At 72.8% G+C, this 23,608-nt stretch carries 16 protein-coding genes and 1 riboswitch; of the genes, 10 read left to right on the forward strand and 6 right to left on the reverse strand.

The window, feature by feature from the left end; all coding sequences use genetic code 11:
* Positions 1–2: 2 nt before the first annotated feature.
* The 3 genes from ABD198_RS05580 to recQ all read left to right on the forward strand — a co-directional run bounded on the left by ABD198_RS05580 (position 3) and on the right by recQ (position 5,545).
* Positions 3–1,574 carry an NADH-quinone oxidoreductase subunit M gene (locus ABD198_RS05580; RefSeq protein WP_343998229.1) on the forward strand — a complete coding sequence of 524 codons (1,572 nt, stop codon included), beginning with the start codon at positions 3–5 and terminating at the stop codon, positions 1,572–1,574.
* Positions 1,571–3,229, forward strand: a complete 1,659-nt coding sequence (nuoN, locus tag ABD198_RS05585) for an NADH-quinone oxidoreductase subunit NuoN (protein WP_343998230.1) — start codon at positions 1,571–1,573, stop codon at positions 3,227–3,229. Before ABD198_RS05580 ends, nuoN begins: the two co-directional genes overlap by 4 nt.
* A 219-nt stretch (positions 3,230–3,448) precedes the next feature.
* Positions 3,449–5,545, forward strand: a complete 2,097-nt coding sequence (recQ, locus tag ABD198_RS05590; RefSeq protein ID WP_343998251.1) for a DNA helicase RecQ — start codon at positions 3,449–3,451, stop codon at positions 5,543–5,545.
* A 54-nt stretch (positions 5,546–5,599) separates the two neighbouring features.
* Here the strand turns inward: recQ and ABD198_RS05595 are convergent, their stop codons facing one another.
* Positions 5,600–6,538, reverse strand: a complete 939-nt coding sequence (locus tag ABD198_RS05595; RefSeq protein ID WP_343998231.1) for a M56 family metallopeptidase — start codon at positions 6,536–6,538, stop codon at positions 5,600–5,602.
* A gap of 270 nt (positions 6,539–6,808) precedes the next feature.
* Positions 6,809–8,023 (reverse strand): fumarylacetoacetase, encoded by a 1,215-nt coding sequence (gene fahA, locus ABD198_RS05600; protein WP_343998232.1) that lies wholly within the window; start codon positions 8,021–8,023, stop codon positions 6,809–6,811.
* 294 nt (positions 8,024–8,317) lie between these two features.
* Here fahA and ABD198_RS05605 point away from each other — a divergent pair, with 294 nt between their 5' ends.
* The 5 genes from ABD198_RS05605 (at position 8,318) to ABD198_RS05625 (ending at position 16,204) form a co-directional block, all read left to right on the forward strand.
* A complete protein-coding gene (locus ABD198_RS05605; protein ID WP_343998233.1) occupies positions 8,318–9,703 on the forward strand; it encodes a DegT/DnrJ/EryC1/StrS family aminotransferase in 1,386 nt (461 codons plus the stop codon).
* Positions 9,696–12,560, forward strand: coding sequence for a lipopolysaccharide biosynthesis protein (locus ABD198_RS05610; protein WP_343998234.1), 2,865 nt, complete (start codon positions 9,696–9,698; stop codon positions 12,558–12,560). The genes ABD198_RS05605 and ABD198_RS05610 overlap by 8 nt, the downstream gene beginning before the upstream one ends.
* 199 nt (positions 12,561–12,759) lie before the next feature.
* A complete protein-coding gene (locus ABD198_RS05615) occupies positions 12,760–14,565 on the forward strand; it encodes a glycosyltransferase (protein WP_343998235.1) in 1,806 nt (601 codons plus the stop codon).
* Positions 14,562–15,002 carry a hypothetical protein gene (locus tag ABD198_RS05620; protein WP_343998236.1) on the forward strand — a complete coding sequence of 147 codons (441 nt, stop codon included), beginning with the start codon at positions 14,562–14,564 and terminating at the stop codon, positions 15,000–15,002. The genes ABD198_RS05615 and ABD198_RS05620 overlap by 4 nt, the downstream gene beginning before the upstream one ends.
* A 170-nt stretch (positions 15,003–15,172) precedes the next feature.
* Positions 15,173–16,204 carry a glycosyl hydrolase gene (locus tag ABD198_RS05625; protein ID WP_343998237.1) on the forward strand — a complete coding sequence of 344 codons (1,032 nt, stop codon included), beginning with the start codon at positions 15,173–15,175 and terminating at the stop codon, positions 16,202–16,204.
* A gap of 188 nt (positions 16,205–16,392) precedes the next feature.
* Here the strand turns inward: ABD198_RS05625 and ABD198_RS05630 are convergent, their stop codons facing one another.
* From ABD198_RS05630 to ABD198_RS05640, 3 genes are all read right to left on the reverse strand, one after another.
* Positions 16,393–17,148, reverse strand: coding sequence for a polysaccharide deacetylase family protein (locus ABD198_RS05630; protein WP_343998252.1), 756 nt, complete (start codon positions 17,146–17,148; stop codon positions 16,393–16,395).
* Positions 17,149–17,255: 107 nt separating this feature from the next.
* Positions 17,256–18,563, reverse strand: coding sequence for a glycosyltransferase family 2 protein (locus tag ABD198_RS05635; protein WP_343998238.1), 1,308 nt, complete (start codon positions 18,561–18,563; stop codon positions 17,256–17,258).
* Positions 18,564–18,628: 65 nt separating this feature from the next.
* Complete coding sequence (locus ABD198_RS05640; RefSeq protein WP_343998239.1) at positions 18,629–19,741, reverse strand: GNAT family N-acetyltransferase; 1,113 nt, start codon at positions 19,739–19,741, stop codon at positions 18,629–18,631.
* 166 nt (positions 19,742–19,907) lie between these two features.
* Between ABD198_RS05640 and ABD198_RS05645 the strand changes: the two genes are divergently transcribed.
* A complete protein-coding gene (locus ABD198_RS05645; RefSeq protein ID WP_343998240.1) occupies positions 19,908–20,807 on the forward strand; it encodes an HAD family hydrolase in 900 nt (299 codons plus the stop codon).
* Positions 20,808–20,884: 77 nt separating this feature from the next.
* Here the strand turns inward: ABD198_RS05645 and ABD198_RS05650 are convergent, their stop codons facing one another.
* Positions 20,885–21,370: a transglycosylase SLT domain-containing protein gene (locus ABD198_RS05650; protein ID WP_343998241.1), complete on the reverse strand. Its 486-nt coding sequence runs from the start codon at positions 21,368–21,370 to the stop codon at positions 20,885–20,887.
* A gap of 4 nt (positions 21,371–21,374) precedes the next feature.
* A riboswitch (cyclic di-AMP (ydaO/yuaA leader) is annotated at positions 21,375–21,541 on the reverse strand.
* A 611-nt stretch (positions 21,542–22,152) separates the two neighbouring features.
* Here ABD198_RS05650 and ABD198_RS05655 point away from each other — a divergent pair.
* Positions 22,153–23,163: a polyprenyl synthetase family protein gene (locus tag ABD198_RS05655; RefSeq protein WP_343998242.1), complete on the forward strand. Its 1,011-nt coding sequence runs from the start codon at positions 22,153–22,155 to the stop codon at positions 23,161–23,163.
* The last annotated feature ends 445 nt before the right edge of the window (positions 23,164–23,608 follow it).

A 23,608-nucleotide genomic window follows, 5' to 3' on the forward strand; every position in this document is an offset into this window, starting at 1 on the left:
CGATGTCCTTTCCTCTGCTGACAGCGACAGCGGCGCTCCCGGCCGTCGGGGCGATCGCCACGGCCGCCGTGCCGGCCGCCCGGCGCACCGCCGCCAAATGGCTCGCGCTGCTCTTCTCGCTCGCCACCCTGGTGCTCGCGATCGTCGTCGCGGTGCGGTTCGACCCGGGCGGCGCGCGCTACCAGCTCACCGAGTCCCACTCCTGGATCGCCGACTTCGGCGTCCGCTACGAACTGGGCGTGGACGGCATCGCGGTGGCGCTGATCGCGCTGACCGCGCTGCTGATCCCGTTCATCGTCCTGGCGGGCTGGCACGACGCCGACCCGCTGGAGACGGGCAGCAGGCGCTGGCGGCCCACCCAGGGCTTCTTCGCGCTGATCCTGGCCGTCGAGGCGATGGTGATCCTCTCCTTCGAGGCCACCGACGTCTTCCTCTTCTACATCTTCTTCGAAGCCATGCTGATCCCGATGTACTTCCTCATCGGCGGCTTCGGGGACCGGGCCCACGAGCACGGCGAGGAGAAGGCGGCCACCCAGCGCTCCTACGCCGCGGTGAAGTTCCTCCTGTACAACCTGGCCGGCGGTCTGATCATGCTGGCCGCGGTGATCGGTCTCTACGTGGTCGCGGGGAGCTTCTCCCTCACCGAGATCGCCGAGGCCCGGGCGAGCGGCGAATTCACCATGGCCACCAGCACCGAACGCTGGCTGTTCCTCGGCTTCTTCTTCGCCTTCGCGGTGAAGGCGCCGCTGTGGCCGCTGCACACCTGGCTGCCCAATGCCATGCAGGAGTCCACCGCCCCGGTCGCCGTGCTCATCACGGCGGTCGTCGACAAGGTGGGCACCTTCGCGATGCTCCGCTTCTGCCTCCAGCTCTTCCCGGAGGCCAGCAAGTGGGCGACGCCGGTGATCCTGGTGCTGGCGCTGGTCAGCATCATCTACGGCGCGCTGCTCGCCGTCGGCCAGCGCGACATCAAGCGGCTGATCGCGTACGCGTCGATCTCGCACTTCGGCTTCATCATCATGGGCATCTTCGCGATGACCAGCCAGGGCCAGTCCGGGGCGACGCTGTACATGGTCAACCACGGCATCTCCACGGCCGTGCTGATGCTGATCGCCGGCTTCCTGATCTCCCGGCGCGGCTCGCGGCTCATCGCCGACTACGGCGGGGTGCAGAAGGTCGCCCCGGTGCTCGCCGGCACCTTCCTGATCGGCGGCCTGGCCACCCTCTCCCTGCCGGGGCTCGCCCCGTTCGTCAGTGAGTTCCTGGTCCTGGTCGGCACCTTCACGCGGTACCCGGTGATCGGCATCATGGCCACCTTCGGCATCGTCCTCGCCGCGCTCTACACCCTCGTCCTCTACCAGCGGACGATGACCGGCCCGGTCAGGCCCGAGGTCGCGAAGATGCCCGACCTCAGGGTGCGGGAGATCGCGGTGGTGGCGCCGCTGGTGGTGCTGCTGATCTTCCTGGGCGTCTACCCGAAGCCCGTCACGGACATCGTGAACCCGGCGGTGAAGCAGACCATGTCCGACGTCGAACAGAAGGACCCCCAGCCCGAGGTGGAGGCGGCCAAGTGAGCGCAACAGCCGTCCACAGCCTGTGGACAACGGCGGCCACCGCGGCCGATCCGATCTCGAAGATCGACGCACCGAAGATCGAGTACGGGCAGCTCGCGCCCACGCTGATCGTCGTCGGCGCGGCGGTCGTCGGGGTGCTGATCGAGGCCGCCGTCCCCCGCAAGTCCCGTTACTACGCCCAGATGTTCGTCGCCACCGTGGCGCTGGCCGCCGCGTTCGCCGCGGTGGTGGCGCTCGCGGCCGACGGATACGCCACGACCAAGGCCGGCATCGCGGCGATGGGTGCCCTCGCCGTCGACGGACCGGCCCTGTTCCTGCAGGGCACGATCCTGCTGACCGCCCTGGTCGCCTTGTTCACCTTCGCCGAGCGGCGGCTCGACCCCATGGCCCACGGCAACCGGGTCGACTCCTTCGCCGCCCAGGCCGGAGCCGTGCCGGGCAGCGACGCCGAGAAGCGGGCGGTCAAGGCCGGGTTCACCACCACCGAGGTGTTCCCGCTGCTGCTCTTCGCGGTCGCCGGCATGCTGATCTTCCCTGCGGCCAACGACCTGCTGACGCTCTTCGTGGCGCTGGAGGTCTTCTCCCTGCCGCTGTACCTGCTGTGCGCGCTGGCCCGCCGCAAGCGGCTGATGTCGCAGGAAGCGGCCGTGAAGTACTTCCTCCTCGGCGCCTTCGCCTCCGCCTTCACCCTGTTCGGCATCGCCCTGCTCTACGGCTACGCGGGCTCCATGTCGTACGGCACGATCGCGCAGGTCGTCGACGGCACCGTGCAGGACGTCACCCCGGCGCTCGCCGGCACCATGGGCAACGACGCGCTGCTGCTGGTCGGCGCCGCGCTGCTGGTGATGGGCCTGCTGTTCAAGGTCGGCGCCGTCCCGTTCCACATGTGGACCCCGGACGTCTACCAGGGCGCCCCGACACCGGTGACCGGCTTCATGGCGGCGGCCACCAAGGTCGCGGCGTTCGGCGCGCTGCTGCGCGTCCTCTACGTCGTCCTGCCGGGCCTGCGCTGGGACTGGCGGCCGGTGATGTGGGCGGTGGCGATCGTCACCATGCTCGCCGGTGCGATCGTCGCCATCACCCAGACCGACATCAAGCGCCTGCTGGCCTACTCCTCGATCGCCCACGCCGGCTTCATCCTCGCCGGTGTGATCGCCGCCAACCCGGCGGGCATCTCCTCGGTCCTCTTCTACCTGGCCGCCTACTCCTTCGTGACCGTCGGCGCCTTCGCGGTGGTCACCCTGGTGCGCGACGCGGGCGGCGAGGCGACCCACCTGTCCCGCTGGGCGGGCCTCGGACGCCGCTCCCCGCTCACCGCTGCGGTGTTCGCCGTCTTCCTGCTGGCCTTCGCCGGCATCCCGCTGACCTCCGGCTTCGCCGGCAAGTTCGCGGTGTTCAAGGCGGCGGCCGAGGGCGGCGCGGTCCCGCTCGTCGTGATCGGTGTGATCTCCTCGGCGATCGCGGCGTTCTTCTACATCCGCGTGATCGTCCTGATGTTCTTCAGCGAACCGAGGCCCGAGGGCCCGACGGTGGCGGTCCCCTCCCCGCTGACCATGACGGCCATCGCGGTCGGCGTCGCGGTGACGGTGGTACTGGGCGTGGCGCCCCAGTACTTCCTCGACCTCGCCGGAGACGCGGGGGTGTTCGTGCGCTGACCGGCATCCGGGTGGTGCAGTGACCGGGGCCCGTCCTCCTGCGGGAGGGCGGGCTTCGGTGCGTCACTGGCCGTTCGGGGAACGGGGGAGGCAGGTGATGCACGAGTGGGGGACGCCGGGGCGCCGCGGGCGGGGACCTGTGGATAACTCCGGGGTCTGTCGTCGCGGACGCCTATCGTGGACGGCGTGGTCGAGGGACGACGTACGGGGGACGAGACGATGGGTGGGACGGGCGGTGTCGCCGGGATGGCAGAGACGGTGGAGACGGCAGTGGCGCGGAGTGAGGCGCTGCAGGCGTTGCACCGGGTCTTCGGGTACGAGGCCTTCCGCGGTGAGCAGGAGGCCGTCGTCGAGCATGTGGTGGCCGGGGGCGACGCGGTCGTCCTGATGCCCACCGGGGCCGGCAAGTCGCTGTGCTACCAGATCCCCGCCCTGGTCAGGCCGGGCACGGGTGTCGTCGTCTCCCCGCTGATCGCCCTCATGCAGGACCAGGTGACCGCGCTGCGGGCGCTGGGCGTGCGGGCCGGTTTCATCAACTCCACGCAGGACTTCGACGAGCGGCGCGTGGTGGAGGCGGAGTTCCTGGCCGGCGAGCTGGACCTGCTGTACCTGGCCCCGGAGCGGCTGCGGCTCGACGCCACGCTGGAGCTGCTCTCGCGCGGGAAGATCTCGCTGTTCGCCATCGACGAGGCGCACTGTGTCTCGCAGTGGGGCCACGACTTCCGGCCCGACTACCTGATGCTGTCCGTGCTCGGCGAGCGGTGGCCGGACGTGCCCCGGATCGCGCTCACGGCGACGGCCACCCGGGCCACCCACCGGGAGATCACCGAGCGGCTCGGTCTCGAGGGCGCCCGGCACTTCGTGGCGAGCTTCGACCGGCCCAACATCCAGTACCGGATCGTGCCCAAGGCGGACCCGAAGAAGCAGCTGCTGAGCTTCCTGCGCGAGGAGCACGCGGGCGACGCGGGCATCGTGTACTGCCTGTCGCGCAACTCGGTGGAGAAGACGGCCGAGTTCCTCACCCGCAACGGCATCGAGGCGGTGCCCTACCATGCGGGGCTGGACGCGGCCACGCGCGCCGAGCACCAGGCGCGGTTCCTGCGGGAGGACGGGCTGGTCGTGGTCGCGACCATCGCGTTCGGCATGGGCATCGACAAGCCCGACGTCCGGTTCGTCGCCCACCTCGACCTGCCCAAGTCCGTCGAGGGCTACTACCAGGAGACCGGGCGCGCGGGCCGCGACGGGCTGCCCTCCACGGCCTGGATGGCCTACGGCCTCAACGACGTCATACAGCAGCGCAAGCTGATCCAGCTCGGCGAGGGCGACGAGGCCTTCCGGCGCCGGGCCAACCAGCACCTGGACGCGATGCTCGCGCTGTGCGAGACCGTCCAGTGCCGGCGCGCTCAGCTGCTCGCCTACTTCGGCCAGGACCCCGACTCGCCGTCCTGCGGCAACTGCGACACCTGCCTCGACCCGCCGGAGACCTGGGACGGCACGGTGGCGGCGCAGAAGGTGCTGTCCACGGTGGTGCGGCTGCACCGGGAGCGCGGGCAGAAGTTCGGCGCGGTGCAGATCACCGACATCCTGCTGGGCCGGCGCACGGCCAAGGTGATCCAGTTCGACCACGACCAGCTGTCCGTGTTCGGTATCGGGCAGGAGCTCGGCGAGGCGGAGTGGCGCGGTGTGGTGCGGCAGTTGCTGGCCCAGGGGCTGCTCGCGGTCGAGGGGGAGTACGGCACGCTGGTGCTGACCGAGGCCAGCGGGGCGGTGCTGCGCGGCGACCGGAAGGTGCCGTTGCGCAGGGACCCGAAGAAGCCGGCCGCCTCGCGGTCGAAAGCGGGAGCGTCGGGTTCCGCGCGGGGCGAGCGCAAGGCGAAGGCCGCGGTGGCGGAGCTGCCCGAGTCGCTGGTCCCGGCCTTCGAGGCGCTGCGCGCCTGGCGGGCGGAGCAGGCCCGGGAGCAGGGTGTCCCCGCGTATGTGATCTTCCACGACGCCACGCTCCGGGAGATCGTCACGGTGTGGCCCACGTCCGTGCGGGAGCTGGGCGGCATCAGCGGGGTGGGCGAGAAGAAGCTGGCGACGTATGGGGAGGGCGTGCTGGCGGTGCTGGAAGGGCTGGGCGGTCCGTCGGCTGGTGAGGACGGGGCGGCCAGGACGCCAGGGACGGCAGGGACGCCAGGTGGGGACCTGTCCGGGGCATCCGGCGATGCAACGGGCGGCCCCGGAGGATCCGGCAGGGCGGCGGACCCGGCGGCGGAGGACGCCGGGATGTGGCCCGCTGGGGAGGAGGAGCCGGAGCCCGAGCTCGACTGGTGACCAGTCCGGCACAGCCCAGCCCGGGCCGGGCGGGGTGCGCCGGTCGGGGGCCCGTCAGGGCAGGGCCGTCAGGCCCGGGGCGAAGGTGATCAGCAGGGGCAGCAGCGGGACCAGGGACGCCGCGGTCGTCGTCAGCGCGCGCCGGCGGCGGTCGAGCCGGGGCGGCGGCTCCAGCAGGCGGTCGACGCGCTCGCCGAGCAGGCGGTGACTGGAGGCGCAGGACAGCACGCCGCGGTGCTGGTTGAGCTCGATGAGCGCCAGGGCCGTGGTGAGGTGGCCGCAGCGGCGTGAGGCGGTGTCGTCGGCGGCCAGTTCGACCAGGCGGTGGGTCTGGTCGCAGAAGTGCGCGAACAGCGGGATGCGGGGGAAACCGGTGGCCAGTGCGGTGGACAGGTGCAGCAGCCAGTCGTGGTGGGCGCGGGCGTGGCCCCGCTCGTGGGTGAGGACCGCGTCCAGCTGGTGGTCGGTGAGGCGGTGCAGTGCGCCGGTGGTGACGATCAGCTGCGGCGGGTGGCCCGGCATCCACCAGGCGTCCGGGTATTCGTCCTCCAGCACCAGCAGCGGGCCGCGGGCGGCGGGCAGACCGGCCGGCAGGTCGGGGGCGCGTTCCCGAAGATGCGCCCGCTCCCGGGCGCGGCGCCGGCGGGCCTCGACCAGCTCCCGCCCGAGCATCGCGGTGGTCCAGGCCGCCCCGGCCGCCAGCAGCACGGTCAGCACGGTCGCCCAGGGCGAGGCGGCGGACAGATCGTAGGCAGCGGTCACCGCGGGCGGCGCCGGGGCGAACAGCTGGGCGCGGACGGTGCCGAAGACGGCGGCGGCCCCCAGCGCCAGCGCGGTCACGCAGCACAGCAGCACGGTGGCGACCAGGCACTGCCACACCCACAGGGCCACCACCGGCTCCCGTTCCGGCCACTTCGCCCGGGTCAGCACACGGGGGACGGGCACGGCGGCCGTCAGGGCGACCACGCTCAGCAGGAGCAGGCAGACGGTCATGCCACGGGCTCCGGATCTCGTCGGAAGGGCGGCTTCGGGTCGTGCGGGCTGGCAAGCCGTGGCGGGGGGCACGGCTCGCGCGTGGGGGCGGGCGGCGGTGCCGGACGTACGGACGCGGCACACCGCCCGACGCCCAGTATGACGGCGCCGGGCGGTGTGAGGCAGGGGTCGGCGGCGATCCCCGTGACGGGAGTGGCCGGCCGCGAGCCGGGCGGGGTCCGGCGACGGCGAACGCCCGCTCGGGTCGCCGCCCGCCGGCCGGCCCGCCGGTCAGCTCCCGGGGACGATCCGGCCGGTGACCTCGCCGAGGCCCACCCGGACCCCGTCCGGGCCGGGCGCCCAGGCGGACAGCGTGACCACGTCGCCGTCCTCCAGGAAGGTCCGCTTGCCGTCGGGCAGCTCCAGCGGGTCACGGCCGTTCCAGGTGAGCTCCAGCAAGGAGCCGCGCTCCCGCTCGGTGGGACCGCTCACCGTGCCGGAGCCGTAGAGGTCGCCGGTGCGCAGCGAGGCGCCGTTGACGGTCATGTGGGCGAGCTGCTGGGCGGCCGTCCAGTACATGGTGGAGAAGGGAGGCTCGGCGACGACATGGCCGTTGATGCTGACGGACATCCGCAGGTCGTAGCCGCCCGGCTCCTCGTCCGAGTCGTCCAGGTAGGGCAGCAGCTCGTGGGTGCGCTCCGGCGGCGCCACCCGCGCCGCGTCCAGGGCGTCCAGCGGGGTGATCCAGGCCGACACCGAGGTGGCGAAGGACTTGCCGAGGAACGGGCCGAGCGGGACGTACTCCCAGGCCTGGATGTCCCGCGCGGACCAGTCGTTGAGCAGGCACAGCCCGAAGACGTGGTCGCGGAAGGCGCCGAGCGGCACCGGACGGCCCATCTCGGAGGGCACGCCGACGACGAAGCCGACCTCGGCCTCGATGTCCAGCCGGACGGACGGGCCGAACACCGGCGCGGGGTCGGTCGGCGCCTTGCGCTGGCCAGCGGGGCGGACCACGTCGGTGCCGGACACCACGACCGTGCCCGAGCGGCCGTGATAGCCGATCGGCAGGTGCTTCCAGTTGGGCGTCAGCGAGTCCGGCGCGTCGGGGCGGAACATCCTGCCGACGTTCCGGGCGTGGTTCTCCGAGGCGTAGAAGTCCACATAGTCCGCGACCTCGAACGGCAGGTGCAGGGTGACCTCGGACAGCGGGTGGAACAGCGGCTCGACCGTCTCCCGGTGGGCCGGGACGGTCACCCAGGCCGTGATCGCCCTGCGCACGTCCGACCATGCCGTGCGGCCCGCCGCCAGCAGCGGGTTGAGCGTCGGGCGGGCGAGCAGGGAGGCGTACGGGGAGCCGAGGGCGTGGGCCGCCGCGCCGGCGTCGAGGACATGGTCGCCCAGCCGGACTCCCACGGTCCGCTCCGACGAGCCGGGGGGCGAGAACACGCCGTACGGCAGGTTGTGCGGGCCGAAGGGATCGCCCTCGGGGACATCGAAGGGGGGCATCGGGTGCTGCCTCACTTTCGTCTGCGCAGGTGCTCCACGAGACCGTGGCCGTGCCAACGTTACGGGTGCCGACGCGGTCTTGGGCAGATCCGGGGTGGTGGCGCGGGGGCGCACGGGGCTGCTGAGCAGGGCCGACACGCACGCCGGGGCACGTGTGCCGCTTCCCCTTGCGTACCGGAAGTTATCCACAGCAGGCGATGCAATCTTGACGGAGCGGTGCGAACGGGGCGACTCTGGGCAGGTGCCGGAAGGCCTCGGGGAGGGGGCGGTTCCGAAGGCACACCAGGGGGGCGGATGGCCATCGGTGAGGCCCGTCCGGGCCCGGCTGGTGCTGGCTCGCGGCCGAACAGGCTGGAAGAGACCATGCGCGGCCGGCTCGGCAGGGAATGCGTGTACGTGCCGTCATGCAGGTTCGGGCTGTTCGTGGCATTGCGCCACTGGTGCCCGCCGGGCGGCCGGGTGCTGATGTCGCCGGTCAACGACGACGTCATCTTCTTCGTGGTGCTCGCGGCCGGACTGCGCCCGGTGCAGGCACCGTTGAACCCGCTGGACGCGTCCATCGACATCGATGCCGTGCCCGAGGAGGGGTGGGGTTCGCTGTCGGCCGTGCTGACCACCAATCTGTACGGCAACCCGGACCCGGCGCCGCGACTGCGGGAGCGCTGCGACGCGCTGGGCATCCCGCTGTTCGAGGACGGGGCGCACGCCATCGGCAGCGAGGTCGGCGGACGCCCGGTCGGGGCGTGGGGCGACGCCTCCGTGTTCAGCCTGTCCAAGCACGTCCACGCGCAGGCGGGAGGCATCCTGGCCTTCGCCGACCCGGACCGCTCCGCCGCCCTGCGCGCCGCCTGCGCGGACCTGCTCGCCCCGCGCCGCACCACCGCCGAACTCGCCTACCTGGTACGCCCCTACGCCGAGGCGGCCGTGCGGCGGCTGGGGCTGCGCCGGGCCGCCTGGGCCACCCTGCGGCTGCTGGGCCTGGCGGAACGCGAGGACATCCGGATGCCGCTGCGGCCCCGGGAGCTGGCCGCCGCGGCCGAAGCGGCCCCGGATCTGGACGCCTACGACCCGTGGGTGCGCGTCGACATGCACGACTACCGGCTGACCTCCGGCGCGCTGCGGCTGCGGCGGATCGAACGCCGGCTGGGGCGGCTGGACGAGGTGCTGGACGCGGCCCGCGAGGGCACGCGGTTGCTGCTGTCCACGCGGTGGGCGCTGCCGCGCGAGGGCAGCGCGGTGCAGCCGCTGTTCCGGGTGCCGTTGTTCGTGGCGGACCGGGACGCGGCGGCGGCCGCACTGGCGCGGCACGGCATCGTCGTCGGCTACCTCTACGACCCGCCGCTGGACGACTACGCGGGCAAGGAGTTCACCGACCCCTCGCCCGCGCCGGAGGCCGCCCGCTGGTTCGCCCGGCACGCCCTGCCGGTGGACCCGCTGCGGGCGCGGGAGGCGATCGAGGCGCTGGAGCGGGCCGGAGTGCCGCCCGCCGAGCCGCCGGAGCATCTCATCCGCGAGCCCGGCGGCTCACCACCGGACGAGAAGAGGGTCCGGAAGCAGAACAAGGACGTCCAGAGCAACGAGGGCAACGAGGGCAACGAGGACATCCAGAGCAACGAGGACATCCAGAACGAGGACAAGGAGAACGCGACCACGAGGGAGCTGGGACCGTCCCGTGGCTGAGACCCAGGTGCACGAGCGGGCCGCGGTGCGCGACACCGGCGGCGGACACCCGCCTGCCGGGAGCGGATCCGGCTCGGACTCCCTGTTCAAGAACGCCTACTTCCTCATGCTCAGCACCGGCGTCTCCGCGGTGCTCGGCCTCGGCTTCTGGCTGGTGGCCGCCCGCTACTACTCGGAGGACGCCGTCGGCCAGGGCTCGGCCGCGATCGCCGCGATGCGGCTGCTGGCCAGCATCACGGCGACCACGATGATCGGCGCGGTGGTCCGCTTCGTGCCGCGCGCCGGCCGCGAGACCGCCCGCCTGGTGTGGGGCGTGTACGGGGCGAGTTCCCTGGTCGTCGCCCTGGCCGCCGGGGTGTTCCTGCTGACCCTCGACCAGTGGGGCACCTCCTACGCACCGCTCGGCACACCGCTGGCCGGCGCGCTGTTCGTCGCCGCGTGCGTGGCCTGGGCGCTGCTCACGCTGCAGGACGGGGTGCTGACGGGGCTGCGCAAGGCGGAGTGGGTGCCGGCCGGGAACGCGGTGTTCTCCGTCGGGAAGCTCGTGCTGCTGGTGGTGTTCGCCGGCGCGATGCCGGTGCTCGGCATCTTCGTCTCCTGGGCCGTGGCGATCGCCTTCTCCACCATCCCGCTCGGCTGGCTGATCTTCCGCCGCCTGATCCCGCGCCAGGCCGCCGCCGACCGCGACCGGGAACCGCCCCGGCTGCGCGACATGGGCCGCTTCCTCGCCGGGGACTCGCTGGGTGCCCTGTTCAGCCTGGCGATGATCAACCTGCTTCCGGTGATGGTCGCCGTCCGCTTCAGCTCCGCGGAGAACGGCTACTTCTACGTGGCCTACACCGTCGGCGGCACGATGGAGTTCATGGCCATCAACATGGCCTCCTCCCTCACCGCCCACGCCTCGCACGACCCGCGCCAGCTCGCCGACGGAGTGCGCGGGGCGCTGCGCCGGATGACGCTGCTGCTGGTGCCGGTGGTGGGGGTCCTGGTGCTGTTCGCACCGCAGATCCTCACGCCGTTCAGCCCAGACTACGCCGAGCACGGCTCGACGGTGCTGCGGCTGCTCGCGCTCGGCGCGCTGCCCAGGGTCGTGGTGGAGCTGTACATCGGCGTGCTGCGCGTGCAGGGGCGCACGGGAGTGCTGGCCGCCCTGCAGGGGGCCATGTGCGTCCTGGTGCTGGGCAGCGCGGCGGTGCTGTTCACCCCGGCGGGGATCGCGGGCGCCGGCTGGGCGGTGCTGAACAGCATGACGCTGGTCGCGGTCGTCTCGGTGTTCGGCCTGCGCTCGGCGCTGCGCGCCCGCCCCGATGAGCTGCCTGTCGCAGCTGGGGCCTCCTCGCCCGGCGACGGCACCTACGGCACCCGTTGGGCCAAGCTCAACGCCACCGCCGGCTACGGCACCGGCTGGGCCCGCAGGGCCGCGTACGAGGAGGACACCGAGGACACGGTCACGCTGGTCATCGGCCACCCCGGCTACGAGCGCGAGGCCCTGCACTCGGACACGGTGGCGTTCATCGTGCGTCCCTCGGCATCGGTGGGGCGGGGGACGGACGACGACGCCCCTGCACCCGGTGGGCAGGAGAAGAGCAAGCCCGGGGCTGCCCGCTCGGCGGCGGCCGAGGGCGCGGACGGGGCGGACGGCACCGGTGAACGTCCGGAGCCTGCCGACGACGTACCGAGGGACGAGGCCGGCGAGGCAGCCGGTGCGCCCGCTGAGCCGGACGCCGACCAGCAGGACGGGAAAGCCGGGCGTGAGGAGCCGGGCAAGAACGACGAGCCTGTGGAGAACGAGGAACCCGACGAGGACGGCGAGCCGGGCCCCCTTCGCGGGGCGGAACAGCCTGCCAAGGACGCCCGACGAGGCAACCGGGACGAGACGCCGGCCCTCAGGGACGCCCGCCCGGCGCTCCGCGCCGACGCGCAGGCCCCCGAGCACCCTCGTTCCCCTTGGGACGTCGTACTGCCATCCGCCCCAGCCGCCGGCAGGCCCGCCGGAGCACCACCCGACGCCCCGTCAGTCGTGCCCGGGTTGGAGCGGCGAGGCAACACCGAGGTCAGCAGCCCACCGTGGGCCGGGCGGCAGGGGCCCGCGGGCCCGCAACCGGGCACCCCGCTCCCACCGCTCGTCGGTGCCTCCACCAATCGCCCCGGCACAGCACACCCCGCAGCGCCCGTGCCGCCGCCCGCCGAGGACCCCGACCGCCCGCTGAAGGGTCTCCTGTGGGCCCTCATCGGCCTCGCCACCCTCGTCTTCTGGTGGTCCGTGCGTGATCTGCCGTGGCTGCGAGGCGGCGGTGACAAGGAGCTGACCGGGCGTGAGCTGCTGGAGGGGATGCCGCTGCCGGCCCTGGGCGCCGGGGCGGTGCTGCTGCTCGTCTTCGTCGCCTCGGTCACCCTGTGCACCCGGGCCGACGCCCTGCTCACCCACAGCGCACTGGGCTCCGCCCTGCTCGCCCTGCACGCGGCACCCGCCGCCCTCGGCCGGGAACCGGCGCCGCTGGACGGTGCGTTGTACAAGAGGACGGCCGGCTCCCTCGCCGAGGCTCTCGGCCTGGACGGGCCCGGAACGCTGCTGCGCTGGGCGCCGCTCGTCTGCACACTGCTGTGCCTCGTCCCACTGTGGCTGCTGCTCGCCGGCGCGGGCGGGCGGCTGTCGTGGCCGGGACGGTGGGGGGTTCTGTATCTGATCGCGGTGGGCGGCTGGGTCTGGCGGGACGAGCTCGCGCCGCACACCCCGCTGCTGCTCGCCGTTCTCACCATGCTCGTCCTGCTCCTGCCGCTCGGCCGCGCCGCCGGGAGAGCCGTGGCGGGAGCCCTGCCGGACCGCCGGCGACCGAACGAACGATCCAGGGACTGATCAAGCGTCAAGAGCCGAATAGCAGGGGGGAACCACCGTGCGTCCGCCAACCACTCCACGCGAGAGATCCGCGCCCGAACCCGCGCCCGAACCCCCGCCGGACCGTGCGCCGGCGCCGGTCGTCCCCGGTGGGTCCGCCACGACGAGCACGGACCGGACACCTCCGTCCGCGGAGTCGTCCAGCCCGGCCCCTGAGCCCGTGACGGACCTGTCCGACCTGCCGCCCGCCTGGACCTGGCGCCGCGCCCGCGCTGCCTGGCCCGCGCTGGTGCTGCTGCTCGCGCTCGCCCTGTGGGCGTACGCGGTACGGCAGACGGATGTGTCGCGGCTCGACGACTTCGGGCTCGTCACCGCGCTCCACCCCAGCTTCTGGGCCGGTCTCGCCGTGCTCACCGCGGGCTTCTGGCTCACCGTGCGCGATCCGGGGCGTTCCCGCGTCTGGCCGGCCGCTTATGTGCTGGGGCTGCTGGTGATGGAGCGGGCCACCCAGGCCGTGCTCTACCCGACGCCGCTGTACGCATGGGCGTGGAAGCACGACGGCGTCGTCGAGCACCTGCTGACGGCCGGCGAACTGCAGGGCGCCGACCAGGTGGGCGACATGGCGGTGTACGACCAGTGGCCGGGCTTCTTCGCCGCGCAGGCGGCGCTGGTGCGGCTGCTGGGCGTGGACTCGGCCGCGATGTACATGGCCTGGTGGCCGCTGGTCTCCAGCCTGATGCTGCTGCTCCCGCTGCTGCTGATCTACCGCACCTTCACCGAGGACCGGCGGCTGATCTGGACCGCGGTGTGGCTCTTCTACGTGGCCAACTGGGTGGGGCAGGACTACTTCTCGCCGCAGTCGGTGGCGTTCGCCCTGCACCTCGGGGTACTGGCCGTGGTGCTGCGCCGCTACGGCCGCGCCGGCGGGGCGGATGACCGGCGCGGGCAGGCGCTGTGGACGGCGGCGATCGCCGTGATGGCGGTGACCGTCGTCATCTCCCACCAGCTCACCCCCGCCATGCTGGCCGCCACCCTGCTGGTGCTGTGCCTGCTCCGCCGCTACCGGGACTGGGTGCCGCTGGTCACCGTGGTGAGCATCTTCCTGGCCTGGTGTCTGACGGCCGCGCTGCCCTTCCTGTCCGCCGCATTGCCGGAGATGCTGCGCTCCGTCGGTGACGTGGGCGCCAATGTGTCCACCGGCTACGGCACCACCCCGACCGGCACCGGAGCGGTGGCGACCTCGTGGGCGGCGCGGCTGCTGTCCGGCTCGGTGCTGCTGCTCGGGGCGGTGGGCGTGTGGCGGCAACGGGTGCTGCGGCACCGGGCGTTGCCGCTGCTGCTGATCGCGGTGGCGCCGCTGCCGATGCTCGTGGCGAACAGCTACGGCAGCGAAATGATCTTCCGGGTGCTGATGTTCATGCTGCCCGGCGTGGTGTTCTTCGCCGCGGCGGCGCTGCTGCCGACGGTGCGCACCCTGGCCGGCGAGGCCCGCGAGCAGGAGACCGTACGCCTTGCCGCGCCGCGGCGGCGGGCCCTGGCGGTGGGCGGTCCGCTGGTCGCGCTGCTGGCGCTCACCCTGGCGTTCGTGCCGAGCTACTCGGGCAAGGACCGGATCAACTACTTCCCGCCCGAGGAGGTGGAGCTGGTCCAGCGGGTGTTCGACGAGGCCACCGAGGGCTCCCTGGTCGTCGCCGCCAACCGCAACTACCCGCTGGCGTACGCCTCGTACGGCAGCGTCGGCCACTACTGGTTCCTGGAGGACGAACGGCGTCACGTCGACGCGATCGTCGAGGACCCGGCCGCCACGCTCGCCCGCGACATGCGGGGCGTGGAGCGTCCCGGCCGCGCCTACTTCCTGTTCACCCAGGGCCAGGTGGCCGACTCGGAGATGAACGGGCAGATCGACGGGGCGCAACTGGAGCGCATACGGAAGTCGGTGGCCGGCTCGCCGCGGTTCCGGCTGGTGGCCGAGAACAACGCCGGAAGCGTCTACGAACTGCGTCAGGAAGGAGGTGCGGCGCGATGACCCCGCAGGAACTCGTGGTGCGGATGCTGCCGCCGTTCGGCGGCTGGCTGGCGCTCGCCGCGCTCGCCCTGCCCGGCGGATCGCCGCTGCGCGGCGCCGCGGTCGCCGTCTTCCTGGCGGCGGGGCCGGGCGCGGCCCTGGTGGGGCTGTGCGCGCCCGCGCTGCGGGTGCGGCCCGCGCAGGAGCCCGTGGAGCGGCGTGACCCCGGCTTCGCCCGCCGCTCCGATCTGCTGGAGCGGCTGATGCTGATCGTCTTCGTCAGCGTCGGCGCGGTGATGATCGTGGCGACCGTCCTGTTCGCCACCCACACCTTCACCGCGCAGCGGGTGCTGCTCGCCCTCACCGTGCTCACCACGCTCGCCGCGTTCTGCCCGCGGCTGCGGGCCTCGCCGCCGACGCCGAGTACGCCCAGGACAGGAAAGGGTTCCGCTCTGTGAGGTTTGCTCGTCCCTTTCGCCCCTTGCGTCCCTTTCGGTCTTTCAGGTCTCTCCGGTTTCCCGGGCGTGAGGCCGAAGGCCGGTACCGCAGGACGGACGCCGAGGACGCACCGGCCCCGCGGAAGGGGCCGGCGTCCCGGCGCCGGCGGCTGCTGATCACCTCCGTCGCGGTGGCCGGCGCGGTCCTGGCCGGCGCACTGGTGGTGCGGGAGGCCTCGGGGCCCTCCGGGTCCGGACCGGAGCCGTCCGCGATGGGCGAGGAGTGCCGGCCCACCGAGCTGCTGGAACCGCCGTGCGGCGCCTGGTTCGGCGCGTTCGTCCCGCACGAACGCGCCGACCTGGAGGAGAAGGTCGCGGCCTACGAGAAGCGGGTGGGCCGCAAGCTCGACATCGTGTACACGTACCACGACATGTCCCTGCCCCGGGGCAGCCGCCGGGAGGGGCAGTTGCTCACGCCGGAGGAGCAGCGCGTCGGCGAGGACCGCATGCTGCTGCTGTCCTGGGAGAGCAAGTGGTGGGGCGGCAGCAGGAAGCAGCAGCCGACGTGGAAGCAGATCGCCGACGGCGAGCTCGACGCGTCCGTCATCGACGTCCAGGCCCGCCGCATCAAGGAGTACGGCGACCGCACCGGCAAGAAGGTCTTCCTCTCCTTCGACCTGGAGATGGACACCCGCACCCCGGACAACGGCACCCCCGCCGAGTACGTGGAGGCCTACCGGCACATCCACGACCGGTTCCGCGAGCTGGGCGTCGACAACGTGGTGTGGACGTGGATCATCACCGGGTACCTTGGCCACGCCGAGCTGTTCCAGCAGATGTACCCGGGGGACGCGTACGTCGACTGGATCGGCTACAACCAGTACAACTACTACCGCTGCCACAACACCGGCTGGCAGAGCTTCGCCCGGACCCAGACGGCCACCCACGCCTGGATCCGCGAGAACATCTCCGACCGCAAACCGCTGATGCTCTCCGAGTTCGGCACGGCCAACGACACGTCCCGTCCCGAACGGCAGGCCGAGTGGTACGCCGAGGTGCCGGGGGTGCTGAAGCGGCTCGACGGGGTCAAGGCGGCCCTGCAGTGGAACTACCGCGACCCCGGCCCGCACTGCGATCTCGCCCTGGCCAACGACGAGGCCTGGGACAGCCTGCGCAAGGCGGCCGCCGACCCGTACCTCAACCAGCCGCATCCTGCGGAGTGACTGCGGCGGTTCAGCTCGGGCCGGGCCGGGCCGGGGCCGGTCCGACCCGACCCGCCGCCAACCGTGCGCCGGCCGCCAACAGTGCGCCGTCGGCCCGTCGTCAACGGTGCGCCGCCGGCCCGCCGCCAACCGTGCGCCGGCCGCCGGCCGCCGACGGTGCGCCGCCGGCCGGACCGGTGGTGGCCGGGTCAGCCCGCGAACTCCGGCCCGTGGACGGCCGCCCGCAGCCGCCGGTACCAGCGCCAGCCGATGGTCTTCACCCCGTCCCGGTACGGCGCGATGCGCGCCCCGCCGCCCGAGAGCCAGGTCCGCACATCGTCCACGGTGTGGGTGCGGCGGACGATCAGCCGGGCGATGCGGTAGCGCTCGTCCCGCTCCGAGCTGAGCGCGTGCCGCACGGCGGTCGCCGTCTCGTAGCCCGCCTGCGCCGCCATCGCCCGCACCCTCGGGCTGTTGTAGCCGTGCGGATAGGCGAGATGCGGCACGGCATGACCGAGGGTGTCCTCCAGCACGGCCCTGGAGTCGTACAGCTCGGCGCGCAGCTGCCGGCGGGTCAGGGTGTCCAGCTGGGCGTGGGTGACCGTGTGGCTGCCGACCTCCATCCCGGCCCGCTCCAGTTCCGCCGCCTGCGCCAGCGCCATCATCGGCGCGGGCGGCAGCAGACAGCGCCCGCCCGGGGTGAGCGCCCCGGTGGTGAGATACGCGGTGGCGGCCAGGCCGCGTGCGGCCAGCGCCTCGGCGGTGGGTCCCGGCAGATCGGCGAACCCGTCGTCGAAGGTCAGCAGCACCGGCCGGGGCGGCAGCGGCGCCCGCCCGGCAAGGTGTGCGGCGAGGGTGCTGATGGTGACGGGCGTGCGGCCGCTGTCCACGACGGCGTCGAGATGCGCGGCGAACTGCTTCGGCGAGACCGTGAACTCGGCGATCCAGTCCGGCGGATCGTCCATCACGGCGTGATAGAGGAACACGGGGATGGCCGCCGCCGGGCCGGACCCGGCCGTGCTCCCGGCTCTCGCCCCCGCTCTGCCCGCCACCGGTTCCCGCGGTGTCGTCGTCATCTCCGCCCCCTCGCGGCCGTCTTCCGCAGGGCCTGCCGGGCGCGCAGATAGCCGACCGGCCCGTAGAGCATGCCCCGGCGCTGCAGCCGGGACAGGCGCCGCGGCCAGGGATGGCTGCGGCTGTCGTGGTCCCCCGGAGCGGCCCCGCCGCCGTCGGTGTCCCGTACGGCGGTCAGCGCCCGTGCGTACGCCAGGCCGCGCGGCAGCCGGGCGAGGAAGGCGGGCAGCAGCGCGGGCCGGTTGACCAGGATCGCGGTGAGATAGGCGGTCAGTCCGGCGCCGTAGCCGTAGGCCTGGGTCTCCAGGTCCGCCCAGGTCTCCCGGTGGTGGTGCCACACCAGCGCCCGGGGCGTGTAGTGCAGCCGGTGCCCGTGGGCGAGGACGCGGACGAAGCCGTAGAGGTCGTCGCCGCCGCGTGCGGGCGTGCCGGCTCCGGTGGCCGGGTCGAAGCCGCCGACCGCGCGCAGCACCCCGGTGCGGAACGCCATGTTCGCCCCGGAGCCGAAACGCCCCGCCGTGAACGGGAACAGCGGCTCGTCGCGGGGCGGGGCGGCGGGATCGTACGTCGTCGGCGTGAAGCCCTTCGCGAAGCCGCCGTGGCTCTCCAGCAGCACCTGGGCCGGGGTGCGCAGCCGGGCCGGCAGGATCAGGCCGGTGACGCAGCCCAGGCGCGGGTCGGCGGCGAAGGGGACGGTGAGTTCGGTGAGCCAGCGGGGATCGGCGATGACGTCGTCGTCGGTGAAGGCGACCACCTCGCCCCGGGCCACGGCCAGCCCCGCGTTGTGGGCGACGGCGAGCCCGGGAACCGGCTCGCGGACATAGCGCACGCGCTCCCCGTACTTCCGGTGCACCAATTCTTTTGTCTCGTCGGTGACGGGCGCGTTGTCGACCACCACGATCTCGAAATGCGGGTGGTCCTGGGCGAGCAGCGAGTCCAGCGCACGGGCCAGCTGCCCGGTCCGCTCCCGGGTCGCCACCACGACCGAGGCGTGCAGCGGTGCGGCGTCGCGGGCCGGGGCCCGCTCGCTCCAGGAACCCCCGGACCCGGCGAGCACCCGCCGCGCGGCCGACGTCAGCACCGCCCGCGGATCGGCCCCCTCCGGCACCCGCTCCAGGAACGTTCCGGCCGGCACGCCCTCCCGTCTGACCAGCACGAACACCTCGCCGGCGGTGACCGGTGGGCTGCCCGGTCCGGGCCGGAGCGTCGCCTGTTCACCCTCGCCCAGATCCACCTCGGCGACCTGCACCGCTCCGATGGACAGGAACCTCCGGATCTCCTCCTGCGTACGCGATGCACGAAACATCGACGATGTGCGCGATGTGCGCGATGTGCGGGACATGAACCCTCCCCCTCCTCATGACCCCCTCGTCACCGGCGGCGGCCGGCGCGCAGCCGTCCCGCGCCGCGCAGCCGTCCCGCGCCCCGCAGGGCACGCGAGGCCAGCGACGCCACCCGCGGGTGGTCGCGGACGAACGCATGGGCGCGGCGCACCGGTTCGCGGCTCAGCCAGTGCAGGGCGGCACCCGCACCGGGACGCAGCGCCGCCCCCTCGTAGACGGCGAGTTCACCGGTCTTCAGCGAGTCCTTGTACTCGGCGGGGCCGCGCCCCATGTCGAGCAGGCCGATGCCCTCGGCCGCCGCCGCCTCGGCCATCCGCAGGTGCAGCACCAGACCCGGCGAGTACTTCGCGAACGCCGGGTCGTACGCCGGGAACCAGCAGGACAGCACGGACGACGAGCGCAGCCCGAAGTGCGCGGCCACCGGCCGCCCGTCGGCGTACAGGACCGACAGCGTGCCCGTGCACTCGGGCGCACGGGTCCCGGCGAGCCGGCCGACCAGCCGGGTGATCCACTCCTGGGCGAACCGGTCGCGCCGCCCCGTCCTGCGGTACTGCGCCGACTTCCACTCCATCAGCGTGCGCAGCACCGCCGGGTCGCGTTCGTCGAACACGAACCGCACGGGTCCGACCTGGCGGCCCAGCCTGCGCTCCTTGGCCAGCGTGGTCTTCAGGAACTTCGGCGACTGGGTGCGCAGCACCGACTCGTAGGTGTCGTAGCCCTTCGCCACGTCGATGACGAAGGTGGCGTGCTCCTCGGCCGCGTACGGCAGGAAGAGCCGCTGCTCGGGCTCCAGGTTGTCGAAGGCGAAGGTCGACACCGAGCAGGCCCGCAGCAGTTCGGCGGTGTCCTGGACCAGGCCCGGACGCAGGATGGCGCCCTGGCAGTCCGACACCCCGAGCCCGATGGCCCGTCCCTGGCCGAGCGGCCCGCGTTCGAACGGCAGGAAGCCGGCCGGTTCGGTCCCCTCGTACAGCACCGCCACCCGGGCGCCCGGCCGCACCAGGCCCACCGCCGCGGTGAACTCCGGTTCCATGAACGGGTTGCGCGGTAGCTCGGCGGCCGCGCGCAGCTCCCGCCAGCGTTGCCGCTCCCCCTCGCCGAGATCCTCCGGCCTCAGTACGTGCACACGTCCACTGCTCACCTGACCCCCCGATCAAGTCCCCCCTGGACACTTGGAAGGTACCGCCCGGGAGGGCATGGACGGTAGGTAGCAGACCATCTTGTTGCCAAGCGGTGCACAAGCCATGGGGTACGGGCGTACCGGACGGCGGTGAGAAGCACCGGCGTGTTGTCCGTATTCTCTGATCATGGCCGCACCCACCGCATATTCACTCATCGCCACCGACCTGGACGGGACGCTGCTGCGCGGCGACGACACCTTGTCCGCCCGGTCCCTCGCAGCGCTCGCGCGGGTGGCGCGGGCCGGTGCCCGGCACCTCGTGGTGACGGGCCGCCCGGCCCCCCGGGTGCGGCCCCTGCTGGAGGCCCTCGGCTGCACGGGGCTCGCCGTGTGCGGACAGGGTGCGCAGGTGTACGACGCGGGCGCGGACCGGCTGGTGTGGTCCGTCACCCTGGACCGGGAACTGGCGGAGACCGCGCTGGGCAAGATCGAGGCCGAGGTGGGGGAGGTCTACGCGGCGGTCGACCAGGACGGCGTGGACGGGCTGACCCTGATCGAGCCGGGCTACCGGATGCCGCACCCCACGCTGCCCGCCGTGCGGGTCGGCCGGCGCGACGCGCTGTGGACCCGGCCGATCAGCAAGGTGCTGCTGCGCCACCCCGAGCTGACCGACGACGAGTTGGCGGCGACCGCCCGTGCGGTGGTCGGTCCGCTCGCCACGGTGACCATGTCCGGGCCGGGGACCGTGGAGCTCCAGCCGTGTGGTGTGACGAAGGCGACAGGGCTGGCGCTGGCGGCCGAGCGGCTCGGGCTGGGCCCGGAGCGGACGCTGGCGTTCGGTGACATGCCGAACGACATCCCCATGTTCGACTGGGCGGCCCGGGGCGTCGCCATGGCCAACGCGCACCCGGAGCTGAAGGCGGTGGCCGACGAGGTCACCACGACGAACGAGGACGACGGCGTGGCCGTCGTCCTCGAGCGTCTGTTCCCGGAGACCGGGTGCCACCTGCCCCAACAGGTGCCGGCCCGGTGCGATTCCGGATTCGCGTCCTCGTCCGCCGAGAGGACGCTTCTGTCGTCCCAGTAGGGAATCTCAGCAGCGTCCCGGTGGGCGGTCGGCGGCTCCCCAAAGCCGTCCGGGCCCTCCGGGGGTGGGTCCTCGGCTCAGTACGCGCCGAAGACGTTGTCGATGGAGCCGTAGCGGTCGGCGGCGTAGTTGCAGGCCGCCACGATGTTCGCGACCGGGTCGAACGGGTCGAAGGCGGTGCCCGGCACGTGGTAGGCCGCGAAGGTCGGGTCGATGACCTGCAGCAGGCCCTTGGACGGGGTGCCCTTGGCGGCGTTGGAGTCCCAGTTGTTGATGGCGTTCGGGTTGCCGGACGACTCGCGCATGATGTTGCGGTAGATGCCGTCGTAGGAGCCCGGGATGCCATGCTGCTGCATGATCGACAGCGCCTCGCGGATCCAGCCGTCGAGGTTGTTCGGGTACGCCGTCGAGGTGGCGGCAGCCGGGGCGGCGGCCGGGGCCGCGGAGGCGCTGGTGGCGCCGATGAGCGGCAGGGCGAGCACGGCGGCGCCGGTGCCGGCGACGGCGAGGGTACGGGCGAGACGGCGGCCGCCGAAGCGGCGGGTCATACCGGTTGCAGGCATGTTCGTGTGTCCTCTCCTACGCCTGCGAGGTGAGCTGTCGGGTTCGGGCTGGGAGAGTGCCCGGCCGTGCCCCTTCGGGCATGGCTTCACCCCTAGCCGTTCCGGACGGATGTCCGGCCCGGCGACTTACCTGGGTCCCCCGCTCCTGCCGTGCGTGAGTGATCGACGATCGGTGGTGCGGGCGGCGGCAGGATTCGGCGTCCGCCCGGCAGGCCGGGAACGTATGCGAGAGCACATGTCAGGAACAAGTGCGGTCATCACAGAAGTGGTCATTTGATCTTGCCCTGGGGTGATTTGCGCACTTGATCCTTTGCTGGCGCCAAGGGTCAACTCCGGTGCGGGGATGGGGAGAAGGGGCGCGGACGGGTGTGGGGGTGGTGAGGTTCCAGGCGTGAGGCACTTCACTGAGGGGGTGGGGTGGGAGCATATTTCGTCAAGAGGAATTCGCCTGGTAATTGCGGCAAATCGGGCACCGAGGCGGGCAGGATGGTGGGTGTGGCGATGTGAGGTGCTCGGTGGTGCGAGGTGGAGTGCTCGGCAGGGGGCCCGTGGGGGCCCGACAGGGCGGAATGGGGTGCTCGGTGATGCTCCGTGATGCTCCGTGGGACGCGTTGTGATCAAACCATCAGGAATGCGGCGGTGTGATCCGGTCGGCCCCGGCGGGTAACCCCGGGCGCTGGTGGTGATCGAAACGTGACCGGATACGCTGACTTGAGTGGCGACAGCGACCTATCGACAAACCGTGTAATCGGCAGTAGACACCAGCAGACAGGAGACCCCTCGTGACCGTCGTCGGGCCGTTCGGGCTGAGCGTGCGGGACCAGGCTCTCGAAGCCGATGTCCAGGCCGGATTGACGGCTGTCGAGGAAGGGCTGCTCGAGGCCACCAAGAGCGAGGTGCCCTTCATCACAGAGGCCGCGCAGCATCTGGTGCGGGCCGGGGGCAAGCGATTCCGGCCACTGCTGGTGATGCTTTCCGCACAGTTCGGTGACCCGTACGCGCCGGGGGTCGTGCCGTCGGCGGTTGTGGTGGAACTCACTCACCTCGCCACGCTGTACCACGACGACGTGATGGACGAGGCGGCCGTGCGGCGCGGCGTTGCCAGCGCGAACACGCGGTGGGGCAACTCGGTGGCGGTGCTCACCGGCGACTTCCTCTTCGCGCGGGCCTCGCACATCCTGGCCGACCTCGGGCCGGAGGCGGTGCGGGTGCAGGCCGAGGCGTTCGAGCGGCTGGTCACCGGGCAGATCCTGGAGACGGCCGGGCCGCAGGACGGGCGGGACCCCGTCGACCACTACCTGGACGTGCTCGGCGGGAAGACCGGGTCGCTGGTGGCCGTGTCCTGCCGGTTCGGGGCGATGATGTCCGGTGCCGACGAGACGGTGGTGGACGTCCTGACCCAGTACGGCGAGCGGCTGGGGGTCGCCTTCCAGCTGGCGGACGATGTGCTGGACATCGCCTCGGACTCGCACGAGTCGGGGAAGACGCCGGGGACGGATCTCCGGGAGGGGATCGCCACGCTGCCGGTGCTGCGGCTGCGGGAGCGGGCGGCACAACTGGGGCTGGCGGAGGATCTGGCGCTGTGCGAGCTGCTGGACTCCGACCTCACGGATGACGCACGGCACGCCGAGGCGCTGCGTCTGCTGCGGGCGCACCCGGCGCTGGAGCAGGCCCGCCGCGACACGGTCCGCTTCGCCGAGGAGGCGCGGGCGGCCCTGGCCCCCCTCCAGGAATGCGACGCCAAGGCAGCCCTCGAGCAACTCTGCGACGCGGTCGTCCACCGCGCCGGCTGACCCCCGGTGGGGTGCGCTTTCTTCCTGCCTGCGGGCCGGCGGGGGTCCCCGTGGCCATGCCTGCGGCGCAACCGCGGCCCCGGTGGGGGTGCGCGTAGCGCCCACGCCGGGTGGGTCAGTCGGGGCCGGGGTGGTGGTGTCCGTCCTCGGTCTGGCGCGGAATCAGTCGCCTTTTGGGCACTGGTGCGGACCTGCCGGCCGCTGCGGGCGGACACCACCACCCCGACCCCTCCCCGCCGCGCGCGTCCGCGGCCGCCCACCCCCGGTGCCCTGCTGAGCGCCGTGCGCGGCTACCGCCTCGCTGCGGGCGACCGCGCCCGCCCGACCGCGGGCACCTGCGGCCGCGTCACTACGGGCAGTCGTGCCGCCTAGGTGTGCTGTCCCGGGACGTTGGTGACACGCGTGCTGGGTGCTTGAACGGGTGAGGGCCTTCTGGGTTCGGTGT

The sequence above is a fragment of the Streptomyces thermocarboxydovorans genome (genome assembly GCF_039524635.1).
Lineage (GTDB): Bacteria > Actinomycetota > Actinomycetes > Streptomycetales > Streptomycetaceae > Streptomyces > Streptomyces thermocarboxydovorans.

Excerpts from the sequence above, each read along its gene's own strand:
- ABD198_RS05580 (WP_343998229.1), top strand. The coding sequence starts at position 3 with ATGTCCTTTCCTCTGCTGACAGCGACAGCGGCGCTCCCGGCCGTCGGG.
- recQ (WP_343998251.1), top strand. The coding sequence starts at position 3,449 with ATGGGTGGGACGGGCGGTGTCGCCGGGATGGCAGAGACGGTGGAGACG.
- ABD198_RS05595 (WP_343998231.1), bottom strand. The coding sequence starts at position 6,538 with ATGACCGTCTGCCTGCTCCTGCTGAGCGTGGTCGCCCTGACGGCCGCC.
- fahA (WP_343998232.1), bottom strand. The coding sequence starts at position 8,023 with ATGCCCCCCTTCGATGTCCCCGAGGGCGATCCCTTCGGCCCGCACAAC.
- ABD198_RS05605 (WP_343998233.1), top strand. The coding sequence starts at position 8,318 with ATGGCCATCGGTGAGGCCCGTCCGGGCCCGGCTGGTGCTGGCTCGCGG.
- ABD198_RS05620 (WP_343998236.1), top strand. The coding sequence starts at position 14,562 with ATGACCCCGCAGGAACTCGTGGTGCGGATGCTGCCGCCGTTCGGCGGC.
- ABD198_RS05630 (WP_343998252.1), bottom strand. The coding sequence starts at position 17,148 with ATGGACGATCCGCCGGACTGGATCGCCGAGTTCACGGTCTCGCCGAAG.
- ABD198_RS05635 (WP_343998238.1), bottom strand. The coding sequence starts at position 18,563 with ATGTTTCGTGCATCGCGTACGCAGGAGGAGATCCGGAGGTTCCTGTCC.
- ABD198_RS05645 (WP_343998240.1), top strand. The coding sequence starts at position 19,908 with ATGGCCGCACCCACCGCATATTCACTCATCGCCACCGACCTGGACGGG.
- ABD198_RS05650 (WP_343998241.1), bottom strand. The coding sequence starts at position 21,370 with ATGCCTGCAACCGGTATGACCCGCCGCTTCGGCGGCCGCCGTCTCGCC.